The following is a 16,467-nucleotide window of genomic DNA, read 5'->3' on the forward strand; positions in this document are numbered from 1 at the left end:
TAAATACATCCTAATGCTAAAAGTTAAAAACCTTACCTACTTTCATAAAAATAGGAATGGAGTTTCAAATATTAATTTCGAATTACATAAAGGAGAGCATCTGGCCTTGATAGGGGAAAGTGGCTGTGGCAAGAGCACGCTCATCAAGTCTTTATATGGCCTTTTTGATTTGGATGAAGGCAGTGTGCACTGGAATGAAGAAAAAATACTGGGGCCAGCTTACAATCTGGTTCCTGGTTTTAAAAAGTTTAAACACCTCTCTCAGGAATTTGATTTGATGCCCTTTACGACAGCTGAAGAGAACATTCAGAAGTTTTTATCGCGTGAAACTTTAGAAGAAAATACCCAACGAAGTGACGAACTGCTGTACTTGTTTGATCTTGAAGAGGTCAAACACCAGAAAGTAAAAACTCTAAGCGGTGGTCAAAAACAAAGAGTTGCTTTGGCTCAGGCTTTGGCTAAACCACCAGAGTTGATTTTACTCGACGAGCCTTTTAGTCACATCGATCAGTTTTTGAAGCACAGATTGAGACGGAGACTCTTTCAATTTTTAAAAAAAGAAAACATCAGCTGTATTTATGCCACCCACGACTCCGATGACGTCTTACCGTTTTCGGACCGTATCATGGTTTTAAAAGAAGGAAAAGCTTTGGATTGTAGAACAACAAGGGAGGTTTACAAGCAACCTAAAAATGAATACTGTGCTTCCCTGTTTGGAGATGTGAATGTTCTATCTTCAGCTGAATTTGAAATAGATTTTAAAGACAAAAATATCTTAGTATTTCCTTATGAAGTGAAGATTGTAGAAAATTCTCAATTTCAGGCGATAGTGAGTGCAAGTTATTTTAAAGGTTCACATTACCTTATTGAGCTGGAGTATAATTCCAAATCCATATTTGTGAGCTCTGAAGTAAGTTATAAACAAAGTGAATCTGTTTATTTTGAACTGAACGCTGAAAGGATTGAGCAGAGACTTAATTAAAAATTCTCAAAACCCCGTTGCTTTCGGTCACGCGATAGGCATAAAGTGGAAATCTCAAATTTTCTACCAGAGGTTGACCGGTGATAAGGCTGTATTCATTTGGGGGATCATCACAGGTAGATGCTGCGTTTAATCCATCTATAATAAGTCTGGAACAATCATTTGGAACAATGTTAGGATCGGCTGCATCCCAGGCGAGAAAACTACTTCCAGAATTGACGATAATCAGTCCTAGATTTCCCTGACCTGGAACATAGACTGAATTGCCACTAAAGTTAAGGTTATTGAATTGTGGTAGACTCAGATTCACTTCATAGTTGACGTTGATGTTCAATAAATTTGGATTTCTCCTAAGATTGTCATCACTTTCGCAGCTTATCAATAAAAACAGTCCAATAAGGAGAAGGCTAGCTTTCATATTAATTTTTAGATGTTTATGACTTTGAAGCCACAAAAATATTATATTTGTAGTATAGAATCTCGAAACACCCGGGATTCTTTTTTTGTTATATATAAACGATAAGATTATGAGTAAAGTATCATACTATACCGAAGAAGGCCTTAAAAAGCTGAAAGCAGAACTTGACCAGTTAAGAGATGTGGAACGCCCAAAAGCTTCCCAGGACATTGCAGATGCAAGAGATAAAGGAGATTTAAGTGAAAATGCTGAATATGATGCCGCCAAAGAAGCTCAGGGGATGCTTGAGATGCGCATAGCTAAACTTGAAGAGGTGGTCGCTAATGCAAGAGTAATAGATGAATCTCAATTGGACACCTCCAAAGTTTTGATACACAGCAATGTGAAGTTGAAAAATACCAAAATGAACAAAGAAATGACCTATAAGTTGGTGGCACAGAGTGAAGCTGACTTAAAGACAGGTAAGATTTCTGTAGATTCTCCTATCGGGAAAGGTTTGCTGGGAAAAAAAGCTGGAGATACGGCAGAAATTGAAGTTCCCAATGGGATTTTGACATTTGAAATCCTTGAAGTTTCCAGAGATTAATTAAAACGTCAACTTACTCAAAAATAAGTTTACCCTCATAAAACTCTTCAACCTCCACAAGTGGAGGTTTTTTTGTGCTTATCAGGTTGCCAGTAGATCTAAGTTCTCCTTCCAGGCGTTGGATTGGAGTGACGACGGCATCTCTGAATGAGCGATGAAAAACCCTTATGACATCGGCTTCCAGATCTCGTGCTAAAATTGTCCCTGAACCAGAATAAGTACCAAAATTGAGTAGCTCTGTCGATCCGCTCATCACAAAATCGGATATCCCATTTCCCACGATGTTGACCCTTGTGTTATCAACTTCTATGTGGAAGTTACCAAGACTCAGGGCATCGCTATTGTTTGAATCTTCGGAAATCAGGCTAAGGTCTGGATATTTTAAAATACTGGTACTTACCACTTGAAATTGAGAGGAATTTCTCACAGAATTCAATGTGGAGCTTTTTAATTTTAGGACGATGGGCGCTTCAGAAAATCCAGTTGGACAAAGACTACTGATTTTGAATTCATAGTCTTTCTCATTTTGAATAATTTCAAGTTGGTCCAAATGATGCTCGCCACCTACGGCTTCCAGGCTTTCTTCTTCGCTATAAGAAATCTCAAGTCTGATGTTTTCACCAATGGTAATTCGCTCTAAGTCCGTAATTCTTAAATCACGTGTTTCGGTTTTGCCTCTTCCGCGAATGCAGTCCCTGTTTGAATCGACATCGCATGCGAAAAGAAAAATGACTGGGGCCAATATAAAAACTAACTTTTTCATAAGCGTAAACCTATTCCATATTCAATGGCTTCAGCCTTAGAATAGTGTGATTTGAGTAACAATGATACATAGAACTTGTCTGTGAGATAACGACGAACGCCAACCTTAAGGTATTCTCTGTCCAAATACTCCACAGGGTAATATACATAATACCCGATTTGCGATAACACACTCCATGACCCCAAATACAATTCATGCCCCACAAATAAACCAACTCGCTTCCAGTCTTCGTCACCCTGGAAATCATCCTGTTCCGGAAATGCAGCTGCTCTGTATTGAATAAAGGTTTTTACCGAGGGTGTAAAAAAAGCATCGACCCCCAGACTTAATCCGCTGCGGTGTGAAAGCCGTTTGTTCATAGATGTGGTGAGCGTCAAAAAGGCTTCATTGTCTTCTCCCCAGATCCCACTGTCGTTGGCCCCTGAAGCTGCTACAAAATCCCAGGTCCAGGACTTGTCCAAAGGTTCCAGTACGGAAGTTTTATAGGTTTTTTCAGTTTCAGAAAATTGGTGACTTAGCCCGATTTGCAGTCCATAATTATTGGTGCTCGTATTGGGGGATTTGGTTTTGCCATTGGAATAATGTACCAAAAAAGCACCGAATTTAAAATCGATAGGAGAGCCAAAAATTTGCTCAAGCCGGTATTCCAAGCCGAACAAGATGGAGGCAGTAAGCGACGAGCCGTAAGCCGTGTTTCTAGGATTGTTGACTGGATCGTAAGTGTCTGGAATATATCCAGCACCAAGTCCTGCTTTCAGGCTGAGTTGTCGCTCCCAAAAGAAAAACCGGTACTCTCCGTGGAGGCTATACACCCGGCCCAGTTCTGGTGATCCCATATCCTGCACCAGTAAGGAGGCTCCGTAACTTGGGTAGTTATACAGTTGCTGCCATTCTTTATCTCCGTAGGTTTTACGCTCCCAGGAGAAGAGTATTCCATTTGTTGGTCCCTGGATGAGGTGCAAAATTTGAGGACTGTGCCTCATGATTCTGCCGTAGAGGTAATCGACGTGAAACGCATCAGTATAGTTTTTTTCCTGTGCTATGCTTGAGTGTAAGCATAGGAAAAGCCATAAACATAACAGATAGTTTGGTTTCATTGATTAGTCAACTGGACGTTGCAAACTTAAACTTTATTTGGTGAAGTGGACTTAAGTTTCACAAGTCCACTTTTCATGTGCACTTATATGTTTTCTAGAACCACAAGCCGACTTGTAGCGGAAAGACTGCCTGCGTTCCCTGGAAAGCAAGCCCGTAAATTCCCTAAATACTTTCTATAAACCCTTTAAACAAGGTCACCAGCTTTGGCTCTGCTGCATTGGCCACAGCGATAATCTCTTCCACATTCACAGGTTGTAGATTCTCGGGGTCGCACTCATCGGTTAATACCGAAATGGCCGCCACAGGCAACTTAAGGTGATTGGCCACAATAATTTCGGGTACGGTGCTCATGCCTACCGCATCTGCGCCAATGATGCCCAGGTAACGGTATTCGGCCCTGGTTTCTAGCTGAGGGCCCACCACCGAGGCGTAAACGCCTTCGTGCAGAATAATGTCGTTCTCCCTGGCAATGGACTTGAACGTGGTATTCATTTCCTTATCGTAAGGCGCCAGCATGTCTACAAAACGTTCTCCAAATTGAGAAACTCCTTTAAAAGCCAAAGGGGAGCCACCTTGCAGATTGATGTGATCATCAATCAGCATCAAATCGCCTTTTTTATAAGTGGTGTTGATGGCTCCCGCAGCGTTGGAGACCAAAAGTTTCTGGATGCCCAATTCCTTCATAATGCGGACGGGATAGGTGATGTCTTGTAAGGAATAGCCTTCGTAAAAGTGAAAACGCCCCTGCATCACCACTACTTTTTTACCGCCTAAAGTTCCAAAGATGAATTTGCCCTGGTGAAACTCCACCGTGGCTGTGGGGAAATGCGGGATGTGGTTGTAACTTATTTCTTTTTCGATGTCGATATGGTCGATGAGTCGTCCTAGTCCGGTGCCCAGAATGATGCCAATTTCTGGGGTTTCAAAGCCTTTTTCCTGGAGGTAACTTACCGTTTTTTCTAGTCTGTCTTTCATGCGTTTATTTTTATTGTTTTTTGATGATCACATGCGGGTCTTATGAGTTGATGTGAGTTTTTTTAAAATTGAGTTTGGGATATACTTATGAAACTCTGGATGCTTTGCCAGGTCTTCCACGGTGTCAATATCGGTTTTGGTTTCCAAAAAAGCGATGCTCAAGCCCTTTAGATCGTTTAGAGTTTTTTCTAAAACCGTCTCGGTGCTCCAGGCTTTTTCCAAGAAGGCCTTTTCATAAAACCTTGTCATGCCCATGAGGTAATAACCGCCATCATTCGCTGGTCCAAACACCATATCGTTTACTTCCAGTTCCTGGAAGGCGTTGTCAAGATCCGAAGCGCTTAGCTCAAACAAGTCACTGCCCACAATGCAAATTTTGGAGTAGCCTTTCGCAAAGCCCCATTCAAAAGCAGCTTGCATTTTTTGTCCCAGATGGCCTTGACTTTGAAGATGCTTTTGAAACAAGGCATCATCCCATAAATCTTGCGTTTGAATCTCTTCGGAATAAAATACTGCTCGACTAGCGCTGACTTTGCTTATAGTTGTAGCAGTATGCTGAATCAGTTCCTTGTAAATTTCTAGTGCTTTTTCATCTCCGATGCTTCTGGCTAAACGCGTTTTACACTTACCAAGCTCTGGGTTTTTTGCAAAAACGATGACTAAATTTTCCATCAGTATACTTTTTCTCCTTTTTCTAAATACCTACCCCAAAATCGGTCGTAAGCATGAATTCTGTTGGTGGGTTTGTTGTGTTGATCATAGACTGTTTGCCCGCTGTTTACCCATTCAAAAATACCCCCGTAAAGATTGAAAATGTGCTTATAGCCTGCTTTTTGAAGTTTTTCACCAATCTGCTCGGAGCGCACACCAATCGAGCAATACACGACGATAGTGTCTTGCGTGTTGAGCTGATCTTGAATGGACTTCAGACTGAAATCCTCGTAGCCTGCAAACATCGCATTTTGAAGATGACTGATGCTATATTCTGATGCTTCTCTGGCATCTAAAAGTTTAATGCTTTGGTTTGAATTTTTCAGTTGAACCAATTCTGATACACGGATATAGTCAACTGATTTTGAATTGTACTTTTCAATAGCCTCATCAATCGTAGGTTGGGAAAGACTCAGTAATGGAAATAGAATCAGTAATAAATAGTAATTCAAATTCATTTAAATCAACTTTTTTAGGTGAACTTTACTTATAATTCATAAACCGATTTGATTAAATCTAAAGTTACGGTATTTTAAATTTAACAACACCCGCCACCATCATAATGAAACGTAGACTCACTGATGTAAATGTCATCTCTTCCTAGGTCTGACAAAGCTTTTGCGGTCTTATCACAAATCGCCAATGGCTGATTTTGAAGTAAAATGTGTCCTTTTTGATCATCAAAAAATGACTCATCTCCATAATAAATGGCAGCTTTTCCCGTGAAAATACAAGGACCATCTTCTGGCATAGGATCTTTGATAGCAGCGACTTCTACAGATTCTATGAAAATCAATTCATCGGTAGGGTAATGCTTTAAGTCCAAAATGCGGTATGGCTTTCTCGCTCTTATTTCAATAGTCCCAAAACCTACATCGGTGAGTGCTTTTACATAATCCGCAAGGGGTAAACTTCCGCTGAGGCATAGCGCTCGTAGTCTGTCATCATTTCTCAAGGTCTCATTCATATCTTGCTCACAAGTAGGATCGCTCATTACCAATTTGCCATTAGGCTTCAGTACTCGATACATTTCTTGGATGGCTTTTTTAAGATCTTCTGCCTTAAAAATATTGAACAAACAGTTTTGTGCAGCCACATCAATACTGTTGTCTTCAACAGGAAGATGAAGCGCATCTCCTTTTTTGAGGCTCACAAAATCACTTTTGAACCAAGGGTTGACTTGTTCTGCTTCTTTAAAGTTTTTTCGGGAAGCTTCTAGCATCTCGTCTACCATATCTACCCCAATCACTCCGTCCTTTTGGCGATTGAAATACGCAAATTGCAGCAATTCCATGCCTCCGCCCACGCCAACATAAAGCATCTTTGGGTCGTTGGATAAATCCCGGGCATGTACCGTACTGCCACAGCCATAATTCATCTCCTGCATGATTTTTGGAATCTTTAATCCTGGCAGTTCCCACACTAGGTTTGTAGTGCAGCACAGTCCCACATCTGGGGTAAGTGCAGCGTCTTTATAGACATCGTAAGTAGTTTCTAAGTAACTCATATTCTTTTTTAGTTTTTAAACCACACTTCCCTGGCATGAACTTCCCGCACCAGCGGTACATCCATAACAGTGTTGTGAGACACAAATGGATCTGTCTTGTAGTTGTTCTTCGTTGTAATCTTTGATGTGTTGCACCGGGCTGTCCACTTTCATTTCCAGCATTTGATTGAAATCACAATCGTACAACCAGCCATCCCAACTTATAGAAAGCGTATTTCTACACATCACATTTTTGACCGCAGCTGGATTGTAGGCATCTACAAGTTTGTACATGTAATCTTCGTAATTCTCTGATGCGATGAGGTAATCCAGATACCTTGAAATCGGGAGGTTGGTGATGGTGAATAAGCTGTTGAATTCAATACCGAAATCTTCTTTTAAGGCTGTTTTGAAATCTTGTTCCAAAGCCTCTTGGTTGGAAGGCAGAAAAGCACCCGATGGATTGTAAACCAAATCCAGCTGAAGTCCAGAATCTGGCAAACCATACCCAATAGCATTCAGATCTTGTAACGCCCTTATGGACTTGTCAAAAACACCACTGCCTCGCTGTTTATCGGTTTTACCTTTGGTCCAGTGTGGCATTGAGCTCACTACATGAACCTTGTGTTTTTTAAAAAACTCAGGCAAATCGTAGTACTTTTTATTTGCTCTTATGATAGTGAGGTTGGATCTCACGATGAAATCTTTTACCCCAAGTTGAGCAGCTTCTTCTACAAACCAGCGAAAGTTGGGATTCATCTCTGGAGCTCCGCCAGTTAAATCAAGCGTGTGAGCTTTAGTTGTTTTGATGACATCCAGGCACTGCTGCATGGTTTCTTTGGTCATGATTTCCTTTCGGTCTGGGCCAGCATCCACGTGGCAATGCTCGCACACTTGGTTACACATATAGCCAAGATTGAGCTGTAGGATTTCAAGTGATTTTGGTTTCAGCGGGAAATCGTTGATCTTTTCCAATTGATCTTTGAAGGTAGGAAGCTCATCTTTGAAGATTCCGTTGGAAAGGAACTTTAGCTGTTCTTCGGCCTTCGCCATCAATTTCTTTCTAGCTAGCAGAGATTTCGTTGCCATTTCTGAATGTTTTTAAAAGTTAGGCGTTGAGTTTTTAAGATAAAATCTTAATGACTCAACTTATCGTATTTCTTCATCATTTGAGTGGCGTGGACCAGCGTTGCTCCAGACTCTATCGCTGCTCCAGTATGCACAGCTTCCATCATTTCTTCTTTGGTGATGCCGCGTTGGAGTCCATCTTGTGTATAAGCATCAATGCAATACGGACATTTCACCACATGAGAAACTGCCAGGGCAATCAGTGATTTTTCACGCTCAGAGAGCGCTCCTTTTTCAAATACTTTTCCGTAGTAATCAAAAAATTTGGTACCAAGTTCTTCACTCCAGTCTGTAATTTTTGGAAATTTTCTAAGATCTTTTGGGTCGTAATATGAGTCTGACATGGGTTATGAGTTTATGAGGGAAATTTCCCTGTTTGGTTATAAATGTGTTGAGTAAATAGTATTCTGAAGTAGCCTTAAGCTAATTTCAAAAGTAGAGGTGGGGCTTTATTCTGATAAGAACCTATACTTATACGCTCAACTAGCAAAGAATAACATTGAAAATTAAAGTTGACGTGGCGATGAGTTCTCTTTAATATTAAAATAACATCAGTATAAAGTTGATCTGCAAAATTGAGCAAATTTGAAAAGTCAGTTTGACAATCGATGTCTTTTAAACAAGGTAGAAAATCGATACCAATGTGTGGCTCTAAGAGTTGGATAAGCTCTGAATTCAATTTTGAAGACTTCCAGCTTAGCGCTAAAAATTTAGAATATTGAAACTGGTATTTTGGAATGGCTAGCAGATAAAATCCTCCATCCAGGGCTTTCCCAATACAGGCTTTATGGGACCGAAGTGCTTTTATGCTCGATGCGAGGTGCTGGAATTGTAATTGTGGACTATCGTTGCCAATGACTATGATATTATCATATCCTTTTGAAAAGATTTCTGATACCGAATAGCAAAATCGCTCTCCAAAGGTAGTCCCCTTTTGAAGGGTTTCATCAAAGACATAGGTATCCAGATGTGTTTTATAACAAAGTTGATTAAGCCGTTTCTCTTGACTTTTGAAGAAATCAAAATTGCCGCTAAAGCGTTTGAAACGACATTCAGCATCAGGAGATCTAGAAAAAATCAGTATAGCGGTTTGTCCCATCATATGTCTTTAGTCTTACTTACGAGCAAAACCTTACTAAGGTTTTTCAAACCATATCAAAATATTACGTTGATACCAAGTTTTAAATTAGTGGGGAGGCCATTTTTATTTTCCAGGACGTATGATTAAGGTGTTTGGATAGTCAGATTTCATTTTTTCAAAGGCTCTATCGGCTTGAATTCTGTTTCTGAAATTTCCAACCCATACTTTGTAATTTGGAGTTTGATATACAATTTTAGAATTGATTTCTAGTTCTAAAGATTCAAATTTTTCCTGTGTTTTTTTTGCCTCTTCAAGTGATCCGGAGAAGATTTGAAGTTTGTAGGTGCTCTTAAGTTCGTTATTTGATTCTAATTTATGCTTTTCATTAACTAGGTTTTGAATTGTGCTTAGCTCTGAAGCAGTAAGTTTGGATTGTGCAAAACAAAAATTAACTGAGAGAAAGGTAATAAATGTGATACTAAACAATAGCAAATTTTTTAACATGGTGTTGGTTTTGAAGCAAATGTACAGTTAAAGGTAAAATAAAGCATTTAAATTCTAATTTAGAAAGATTATAAATTGCCATTTAACATATGTAGGTATTCCAGAAACGCTCTTTAAGTGTTACTTTTGTAGTCAATTTTTTTGACGCTCAATCCTATGTATTTATGGGCGTCACATTGAAATAGGTTAATATATTTTATATGAAAAAGACGATGGAACGCCCATTTATTCTGAAACAATTCATCCTAGTGTTTCTTTTGTTTTTCGCTTTCACAATGCATGCTCAAGATGATGGTGGAGGTGAGGATGAAGAAGGAGGTTACGGCTCTTACGTGCCTGAAGAGGTTGCAAATGCTGATGAAGCAAAAGGAAAAGAATTATTTAATTCTCTTTGTGCTGCTTGCCATAAGCGATACAGAGATGCAACAGGTCCAAAACTTCACGGTGTTACCGAAAGAAGGGATATGGATTGGTTGTACAAATGGATTGTAAATAGTCAGGAGTTAATCAAGTCTGGAGATAGCCAGGCTGTTCAATTATACGAAGAGTGGAATCAGGTTGCTATGAATGCCTTTCCGCAATTGAGTAATGAAGATATGGATAATATTTTGGCCTACGTTGAGGTTCCTCAAGAGGTCAAAAAAGATAAAGAAACAGATGTTGCCGCTAGCGGTGAAGGCCAGGGTGGCGGTGGAATTTCCACTGAAATTGTACTAGGTCTGCTTGCGGTGGTGCTTCTTGTTCTTTCCGTTATACTTTATCTTGTAAATAAAACGCTTAATCGTTTTGCTGAAGCGAATGGAATTCCTGTAAGAGCAGATAAGCCTAAGGGTAAGCCGATTTGGGTTGCATTTGCCGAAAATCAATTTTTAGTTTTAGTTGCTGTTGTATTTTTGCTTCTCGCCGTAGCTTGGGGCGGATATGGTTTCTTGATGCAGGTAGGTGTAGACCAAGGTTATGAGCCAATTCAACCCATACATTATTCACATAGGATTCATGCGGGTGAAAATCAAATTGAATGTAAATATTGTCATTCTTCTGCTAGAGTATCAAAGCATTCTGGTATCCCTTCCTTGAATGTGTGTATGAATTGCCACAAACAGATTGCTGAAGTTTCTGAGGAAACAGCCACTGAAGAATATTCAAAAGAATTTTATGATAACGAAATCCAGAAGCTTTATGAAGCTACAGGATGGGATGAATCGTCTCAGTCTTACACGGGTGAAACCAAGCCTGTAAAATGGGTGCGCATTCATAATCTTCCGGACTTTGCCTATTTTAATCACTCTCAACACGTTGCGGTTGGAGGTATAGAGTGTCAGGAATGTCACGGACCTGTAGAGGAGATGGAAATCATGTATCAACATTCTCCATTAACCATGGGCTGGTGTATTAACTGTCACCGTGAAACCAATATTAAAGTTGAGGGTAATGCTTACTACGAAAAAATACATGAGGAACTTTCCAAAAAATATGATGTTGAAGAGCTAACGGCTGCTGAGATGGGTGGACTGGAATGTGGAAAGTGTCATTATTAATATTAATATAGAAAATTAGAGTTCAATATGTCATCAGAAAAGAAATATTGGAAAAGTGCAGAACAGCTTGAGGATAATAATCCTCTAGTAGATGCGCTTGAACAAAATGAATTTGCAGATCATATTCCTGCAGATGAGTTTTTAGGTGATAAGGATAAGCTGGAGAGTTCTCAGACTTCTAGAAGAGACTTTTTAAAGTATGTTGGATTTAGTACTGCTGCTGCTTCTTTAGCTGCCTGTGAGGGTCCGGTAATTAAATCTATTCCTTACGTGGTCCAGCCAGAACGCATTGTTCCTGGTGTTGCAGATTACTATGCCACAACCATCGCCGATGGGTTTGACTTTGCTAGTATACTTGTAAAAACAAGAGAAGGCCGACCTATTAAAATTGAAACCAATAAAGAATCCAAAGGGCTCTCTGCTGGTAAGGCAAGAGTTCACGCTTCAGTTTTGGATTTATACGACATCAAGCGTCTTCAAAATCCGCAAATCGAAAATAGAGATGTCACCTGGACGGAGTTTTTCTCTACTCTAGAAGCAGAGTTAAAAACAAAAGAAGATAAAAGGACTTACCTATTGACGCAGACGTTTGCTTCTCCGTCAACAGATAAGCTGATTAAAGAATTTCAAGAAAAATATCCAAATGTAGTTCATGTGGTTTATGATACAGTTTCAGATGAGGCTGCCTTAGACGCTTTTGAAGCTAAGTATGGATACAGAGCTTTACCGAACTATGATTTTTCAAAATCTGAAATGATTGTTTCGGTAGGAGCAGATTTCCTTGGGGACTGGCAAGGTGGTGCTTTTGATTCTGGATACAGTAAGAGCAGAGTGCCAAAAGATGGTAAAATGTCCCGTCACGTTCAGTTTGAAGCTAATATGACTTTGAGCGGTGCTAATGCGGATAAAAGGGTGCCTGTTAAACCTTCTCTACAAAAACAAATCGTCGTTGAAGTCTATAACCAAATTGTTGGTAGGGTGGCTTCAACTGATCTAAGTGATACACTAAAAGCTCACGTAGATAAGGCTGTTGCTCAACTGAAATCTAACTCTTCTGGAGGTATTTTTGTAACTGGACTACAGTCGGTTGAAGCCCAGGCAATGGCTCTCGAGATAAATGAAAAACTCGGAAGTGCTGTGTTTGATTTGGATAATCCACGTTTGATTCGTCAGGGTAAAAATTCTAAAATCAACACTTTGATTTCTGAAATGAAAGCTGGAAATGTTGGAGCACTAATGATTGCCGGAGTTAACCCTGCCTACTCACTTCCTAATGCTAATGAATTTATATCTGCACTGGAAAATGTAGATACTACTGTAAGTTTTTCTATGAAGAAAGACGAAACAGCCAAGCTTTGCAAATTTATTGCAGCAACTCCTCACTACTTAGAATCTTGGGGTGATGTTAGATTCACAAAAAAAGATTTTAGTTTAATTCAGCCTACTATTAAACCACTATTCAATACGAAGCAGTTTGAAGACTGTTTGTTAAAATTGAATGGTAGTTCTTCAAAGTACTATGAATATGTGAAAGATAATTTCAAGTCCACTTTTGATGGTATGTCTTGGAACCAATCTCTTCATGATGGTAGTTTTGAATATGATATGGATTTGCCAGCCGCTTCCGAAACTGCTGCTGTAAATATTGCTGCAGGAGCAAGAAAACTAGTCTCCAGGAATGATTCAGAAGGATTTGAGCTGACTTTATATACTAAAACATCAATGGGCGATGGCCGTCAGGCAAATAATCCTTGGTTGCAGGAAATGCCAGATCCAGTGACAAGAACATCATGGGACAACTACGTTACCATGTCGAAATTTGATGCTGAAGCTCTTGATCTTGAAAATACAAACGTTGCTAATGGTGCTTTAAATGGAAATTACATTACAGTTGCTATTGGTGATAATAAATTAGAAAAATTACCTGTAATTATTCAGCCAGGACAAGCTCCAGGATCTATTGGGCTCGCACTTGGTTATGGAAAGACAGAGTCTATCCAAGAAGAAATGCAGGTAGGTGTAAATGCTTTTCCTCTTTACAAAGATTTTGATGTTAACCAACAAGTCAATGTAGAAAAAGTGGGTGGAGTGCATGAGTTTGCTTGTGTGCAGCTACACCACACGATGATGGGTAGAAAAGATATTGTGAAAGAAACCTCGCTTGAGATTTTTAACACGAAAGATAAACACCATTGGAATCCTACTCCAGAGGTTTCTTTAAACCATCAGGAAGTTGAAGTAACAAGCCCTGATGTTGATCTTTGGGATGAATTTGACAGATCTATTGGACATCACTTTAATCTCTCTATAGATTTGAATGCTTGTACAGGTTGTGGAGCTTGTGTGATAGCTTGTCATAGCGAAAACAATGTTCCTGTGGTTGGTAAAAGTGAAATTCGCAAGAGTAGGGATATGCACTGGTTGAGAATTGACCGTTACTATTCTTCAGAAGAAACCATTGAAGGAGATTACGAAAAGAAAAATAATATTTCTGGTTTGGGAAGTGCTATTGGAACTTATGGTGATCTTGAGGTGGCTTCTGCAGAAGATGTTCAGGTGATTTTCCAGCCTGTCATGTGTCAACACTGTAATCATGCTCCATGTGAGACGGTTTGTCCAGTTGCTGCTTCTGCACACGGACGTCAAGGACAGAACCACATGACGTACAACCGTTGCGTAGGAACTAGATATTGCGCCAACAACTGTCCTTATAAAGTTAGACGTTTTAACTGGTTCTTATACAACCAAAACGATGAATTTGATTACCACATGAATAATGATCTTGGTCGTATGGTATTGAATCCTGATGTAACTGTAAGATCTCGTGGTGTGATGGAAAAATGTTCTATGTGTATACAAATGACACAAAAAACTATTCTTGATGCTAAGCGTGATGGTAGAGTCATTGAAGACGGAGAATTCCAGACAGCATGTTCTGCTGCCTGCGATAACGGAGCCATGGTATTTGGAGACATCAACGATAAAGAAAGCGTTGTATATGAGAAAACACAAGAAGATAGAATGTATCACTTGCTAGAGTACCTCGGTACGAAACCTAATGTGATGTATCATACTAAAGTTCGAAATACAACAGAAGCATAATCAACTAACTAGGAATAAATTTATACTAAATTATGTCTCATTACGAATCGCCTATTAGAAAACCCTTAGTTACAGGAGATAAGTCTTACCATGACGTTACATTGGATGTGGTAAGACCTGTAGAGGGAAAGGCAAATAAATCATGGTGGGTTGTTTTTTCAATTGCACTCATAGCCTTTTTGTGGGGTTTAGGCTGTATTGTCTACACTGTCTCTGAAGGTATTGGTACCTGGGGTCTTAACAAAACAATTGGTTGGGCCTGGGACATCACCAACTTTGTATGGTGGGTAGGTATTGGCCACGCAGGTACACTTATTTCGGCTGTACTTCTACTCTTTAGACAAAAATGGAGAATGGCTATTAACAGGTCTGCAGAGGCTATGACTATTTTCTCAGTCGTACAAGCAGGTCTTTTTCCAATTATTCACATGGGTCGTCCATGGCTGGCTTATTGGGTTCTTCCTATACCGAACCAGTATGGTTCTTTATGGGTCAATTTTAATTCTCCATTACTTTGGGATGTATTTGCTATTTCTACTTACTTATCTGTTTCTCTGGTATTCTGGTGGACAGGTTTACTTCCTGATTTTGCGATGATAAGAGATAGAGCAGTAAAACCTTTTCAAAAGCATATTTATGGAATACTTGCGTTTGGTTGGAGTGGAAGAGCAAAAGACTGGCAACGTTTTGAGGAAGTTTCACTTGTGCTTGCAGGTTTAGCAACACCACTTGTATTATCGGTTCACACAATAGTATCTTTTGACTTTGCTACATCGGTAATTCCAGGATGGCACACGACTATTTTCCCGCCATACTTTGTTGCTGGGGCTGTATTCTCTGGATTCGCCATGGTAAACACGCTTCTTATCATCATGAGAAAAGTGTCGAATCTTGAAAACTATATCACTATACAACACATCGAACTGATGAATATAGTGATCATGATTACTGGTTCTATTGTAGGTGTTGCCTACATTACTGAATTATTTATGGCTTGGTACTCTGGTGTGGAATACGAACAGTATGCCTTCTTAAATAGAGCAACAGGGCCTTACTGGTGGGCTTATTGGTCAATGATGTTTTGTAATGTAGTTTCTCCACAGGTAATGTGGTTTCCAAAAATAAGGAGAAGTATTATGTTCTCTTTCTTTATTTCGATAGTTGTAAACATTGGTATGTGGTTTGAGCGTTTTGTAATTATAGTAACTTCATTACACAGAGATTATATGCCTTCAGCCTGGACTATGTTCTCACCTACATTTGTCGATATCGGTATATTTGTAGGGACTATAGGATTTTTCTTTGTACTATTCTTATTATATTCAAGAACATTCCCTGTAATTGCACAGGCAGAGGTGAAATCTATTTTAAAATCTTCAGGAGAAAAGTATAAAAAAATAAGAGCTGAAAAGGGTGATGACGCGAAGTTGTACGATGAGCCAGAACAGGAACCTTTACCAGATTTTTCAGCACAGTTTAATTCAAAATCTAACTCATAATGGCATCAAAAGTTTTACATGCGATTTTTACAGACGATGATATATTGATGCAGGCCGTTAAAGCATTGCGAGAAAAAAAATATAGTATTAACGAAGTCTTTTGTCCATTCCCAGTGCACGGCTTAGACAAGGCTATGGGTTTGCCTCATACGCGTTTAGCTATAACTTCATTTCTTTACGGTTTGGTTGGTTTAGCAATTGCAACGTGGATGATGAATTTTATAATGATAGAGGATTGGCCACAAAATATTGGTGGAAAACCAAGTTTTAGTTATATCGAAAACATGCCAGCTTTTGTTCCGATCATGTTTGAAATGACTGTCTTTTTTGCAGCTCACCTTATGGTTATTACCTTTTACATGAGGAGTAAATTATGGCCGTTTAAGAAAGCTGAAAATCCAGATGTAAGAACAACAGACGACAAGTTCCTTATGGAAATTTCAGTGAATGAAATGAATGTTCAGGCCATTGCAGAGGTACTTCACGAAAATGGTGCCTCCGAAATAAAATTAATAGATAATAAATAAGTTTATGAAAAGTTTGTTTAGCATTTTACTTATAGCTTTTTGTATGACTCTTGTATCATGTTCAGATAA

At 39.3% G+C, this 16,467-nt stretch carries 17 protein-coding genes; 6 read left to right on the top strand and 11 right to left on the bottom strand.

Translation table 11 applies throughout. The features are described 5' to 3' along the window. The first annotated feature begins 13 nt into the window (after positions 1 to 13). The gene (locus LB454_RS09760; protein ID WP_224464483.1) at positions 14 to 982 is read left to right on the top strand and encodes an ABC transporter ATP-binding protein; all 969 of its coding nucleotides are present in this window, start codon (positions 14 to 16) and stop codon (positions 980 to 982) included. Here the strand turns inward: LB454_RS09760 and LB454_RS09765 are convergent. Next, positions 975 to 1,400 carry a hypothetical protein gene (locus LB454_RS09765; protein WP_224464484.1) on the bottom strand — a complete coding sequence of 142 codons (426 nt, stop codon included), beginning with the start codon at positions 1,398 to 1,400 and terminating at the stop codon, positions 975 to 977. The two genes, LB454_RS09760 and LB454_RS09765, sit on opposite strands and share 8 nt — an antisense overlap. 109 nt (positions 1,401 to 1,509) lie before the next feature. Between LB454_RS09765 and greA the strand changes: the two genes are divergently transcribed. Continuing rightward, positions 1,510 to 1,986 (top strand): transcription elongation factor GreA, encoded by a 477-nt coding sequence (gene greA, locus LB454_RS09770; RefSeq protein WP_224464485.1) that lies wholly within the window; start codon positions 1,510 to 1,512, stop codon positions 1,984 to 1,986. A gap of 13 nt (positions 1,987 to 1,999) precedes the next feature. On the opposite strand, the gene LB454_RS09775 is transcribed toward greA, so the two are convergent. The 10 genes from LB454_RS09775 to LB454_RS09820 all read right to left on the bottom strand — a co-directional run bounded on the left by LB454_RS09775 (position 2,000) and on the right by LB454_RS09820 (position 9,732). Then, a complete protein-coding gene (locus LB454_RS09775; protein WP_224464486.1) occupies positions 2,000 to 2,749 on the bottom strand; it encodes a GIN domain-containing protein in 750 nt (249 codons plus the stop codon). Next, positions 2,746 to 3,846, bottom strand: a complete 1,101-nt coding sequence (locus LB454_RS09780) for an acyloxyacyl hydrolase (protein ID WP_224464487.1) — start codon at positions 3,844 to 3,846, stop codon at positions 2,746 to 2,748. The genes LB454_RS09775 and LB454_RS09780 overlap by 4 nt, the downstream gene beginning before the upstream one ends. A 163-nt stretch (positions 3,847 to 4,009) precedes the next feature. Continuing rightward, positions 4,010 to 4,822 (bottom strand): purine-nucleoside phosphorylase, encoded by an 813-nt coding sequence (locus tag LB454_RS09785; RefSeq protein WP_224464488.1) that lies wholly within the window; start codon positions 4,820 to 4,822, stop codon positions 4,010 to 4,012. 27 nt (positions 4,823 to 4,849) lie between these two features. After that, entirely contained in the window at positions 4,850 to 5,494 is a 645-nt protein-coding gene (locus LB454_RS09790) for a TIGR04282 family arsenosugar biosynthesis glycosyltransferase (protein WP_224464489.1), read from the bottom strand. Continuing rightward, positions 5,494 to 5,991, bottom strand: coding sequence for a rhodanese-like domain-containing protein (locus tag LB454_RS09795; RefSeq protein ID WP_224464490.1), 498 nt, complete (start codon positions 5,989 to 5,991; stop codon positions 5,494 to 5,496). Before LB454_RS09795 ends, LB454_RS09790 begins: the two co-directional genes overlap by 1 nt. Positions 5,992 to 6,071: 80 nt before the next feature. Then, positions 6,072 to 7,040 (bottom strand): arsenosugar biosynthesis arsenite methyltransferase ArsM, encoded by a 969-nt coding sequence (gene arsM, locus LB454_RS09800; RefSeq protein ID WP_224464491.1) that lies wholly within the window; start codon positions 7,038 to 7,040, stop codon positions 6,072 to 6,074. A 15-nt stretch (positions 7,041 to 7,055) separates the two neighbouring features. After that, the gene (gene arsS, locus LB454_RS09805; RefSeq protein ID WP_224464492.1) at positions 7,056 to 8,108 is read right to left on the bottom strand and encodes an arsenosugar biosynthesis radical SAM (seleno)protein ArsS; all 1,053 of its coding nucleotides are present in this window, start codon (positions 8,106 to 8,108) and stop codon (positions 7,056 to 7,058) included. A 47-nt stretch (positions 8,109 to 8,155) separates the two neighbouring features. Then, positions 8,156 to 8,491 carry an arsenosugar biosynthesis-associated peroxidase-like protein gene (locus tag LB454_RS09810; RefSeq protein ID WP_224464493.1) on the bottom strand — a complete coding sequence of 112 codons (336 nt, stop codon included), beginning with the start codon at positions 8,489 to 8,491 and terminating at the stop codon, positions 8,156 to 8,158. A gap of 74 nt (positions 8,492 to 8,565) precedes the next feature. Beyond that, a complete protein-coding gene (locus LB454_RS09815) occupies positions 8,566 to 9,249 on the bottom strand; it encodes a DUF2064 domain-containing protein (protein ID WP_224464494.1) in 684 nt (227 codons plus the stop codon). A 102-nt stretch (positions 9,250 to 9,351) separates the two neighbouring features. Further along, positions 9,352 to 9,732: an SPOR domain-containing protein gene (locus LB454_RS09820; protein WP_224464495.1), complete on the bottom strand. Its 381-nt coding sequence runs from the start codon at positions 9,730 to 9,732 to the stop codon at positions 9,352 to 9,354. A 200-nt stretch (positions 9,733 to 9,932) separates the two neighbouring features. On the opposite strand from LB454_RS09820, the gene LB454_RS09825 reads away from it, so the two are divergent. The 4 genes from LB454_RS09825 to LB454_RS09840 are packed head-to-tail and all read left to right on the top strand — an operon-like array spanning position 9,933 to position 16,398. Then, positions 9,933 to 11,270, top strand: a complete 1,338-nt coding sequence (locus LB454_RS09825) for a c-type cytochrome (RefSeq protein ID WP_224464496.1) — start codon at positions 9,933 to 9,935, stop codon at positions 11,268 to 11,270. Between the two features lie 27 nt (positions 11,271 to 11,297). Next, positions 11,298 to 14,372 carry a TAT-variant-translocated molybdopterin oxidoreductase gene (locus LB454_RS09830; protein WP_224464497.1) on the top strand — a complete coding sequence of 1,025 codons (3,075 nt, stop codon included), beginning with the start codon at positions 11,298 to 11,300 and terminating at the stop codon, positions 14,370 to 14,372. 32 nt (positions 14,373 to 14,404) lie between these two features. Continuing rightward, a complete protein-coding gene (gene nrfD, locus LB454_RS09835) occupies positions 14,405 to 15,871 on the top strand; it encodes an NrfD/PsrC family molybdoenzyme membrane anchor subunit (RefSeq protein WP_224464498.1) in 1,467 nt (488 codons plus the stop codon). Then, positions 15,871 to 16,398: a DUF3341 domain-containing protein gene (locus LB454_RS09840; protein ID WP_224464499.1), complete on the top strand. Its 528-nt coding sequence runs from the start codon at positions 15,871 to 15,873 to the stop codon at positions 16,396 to 16,398. The genes nrfD and LB454_RS09840 overlap by 1 nt, the downstream gene beginning before the upstream one ends. Positions 16,399 to 16,467: the final 69 nt, after the last annotated feature.

Source organism: Psychroflexus montanilacus (genome assembly GCF_020164535.1).
GTDB lineage: Bacteria > Bacteroidota > Bacteroidia > Flavobacteriales > Flavobacteriaceae > Psychroflexus > Psychroflexus montanilacus.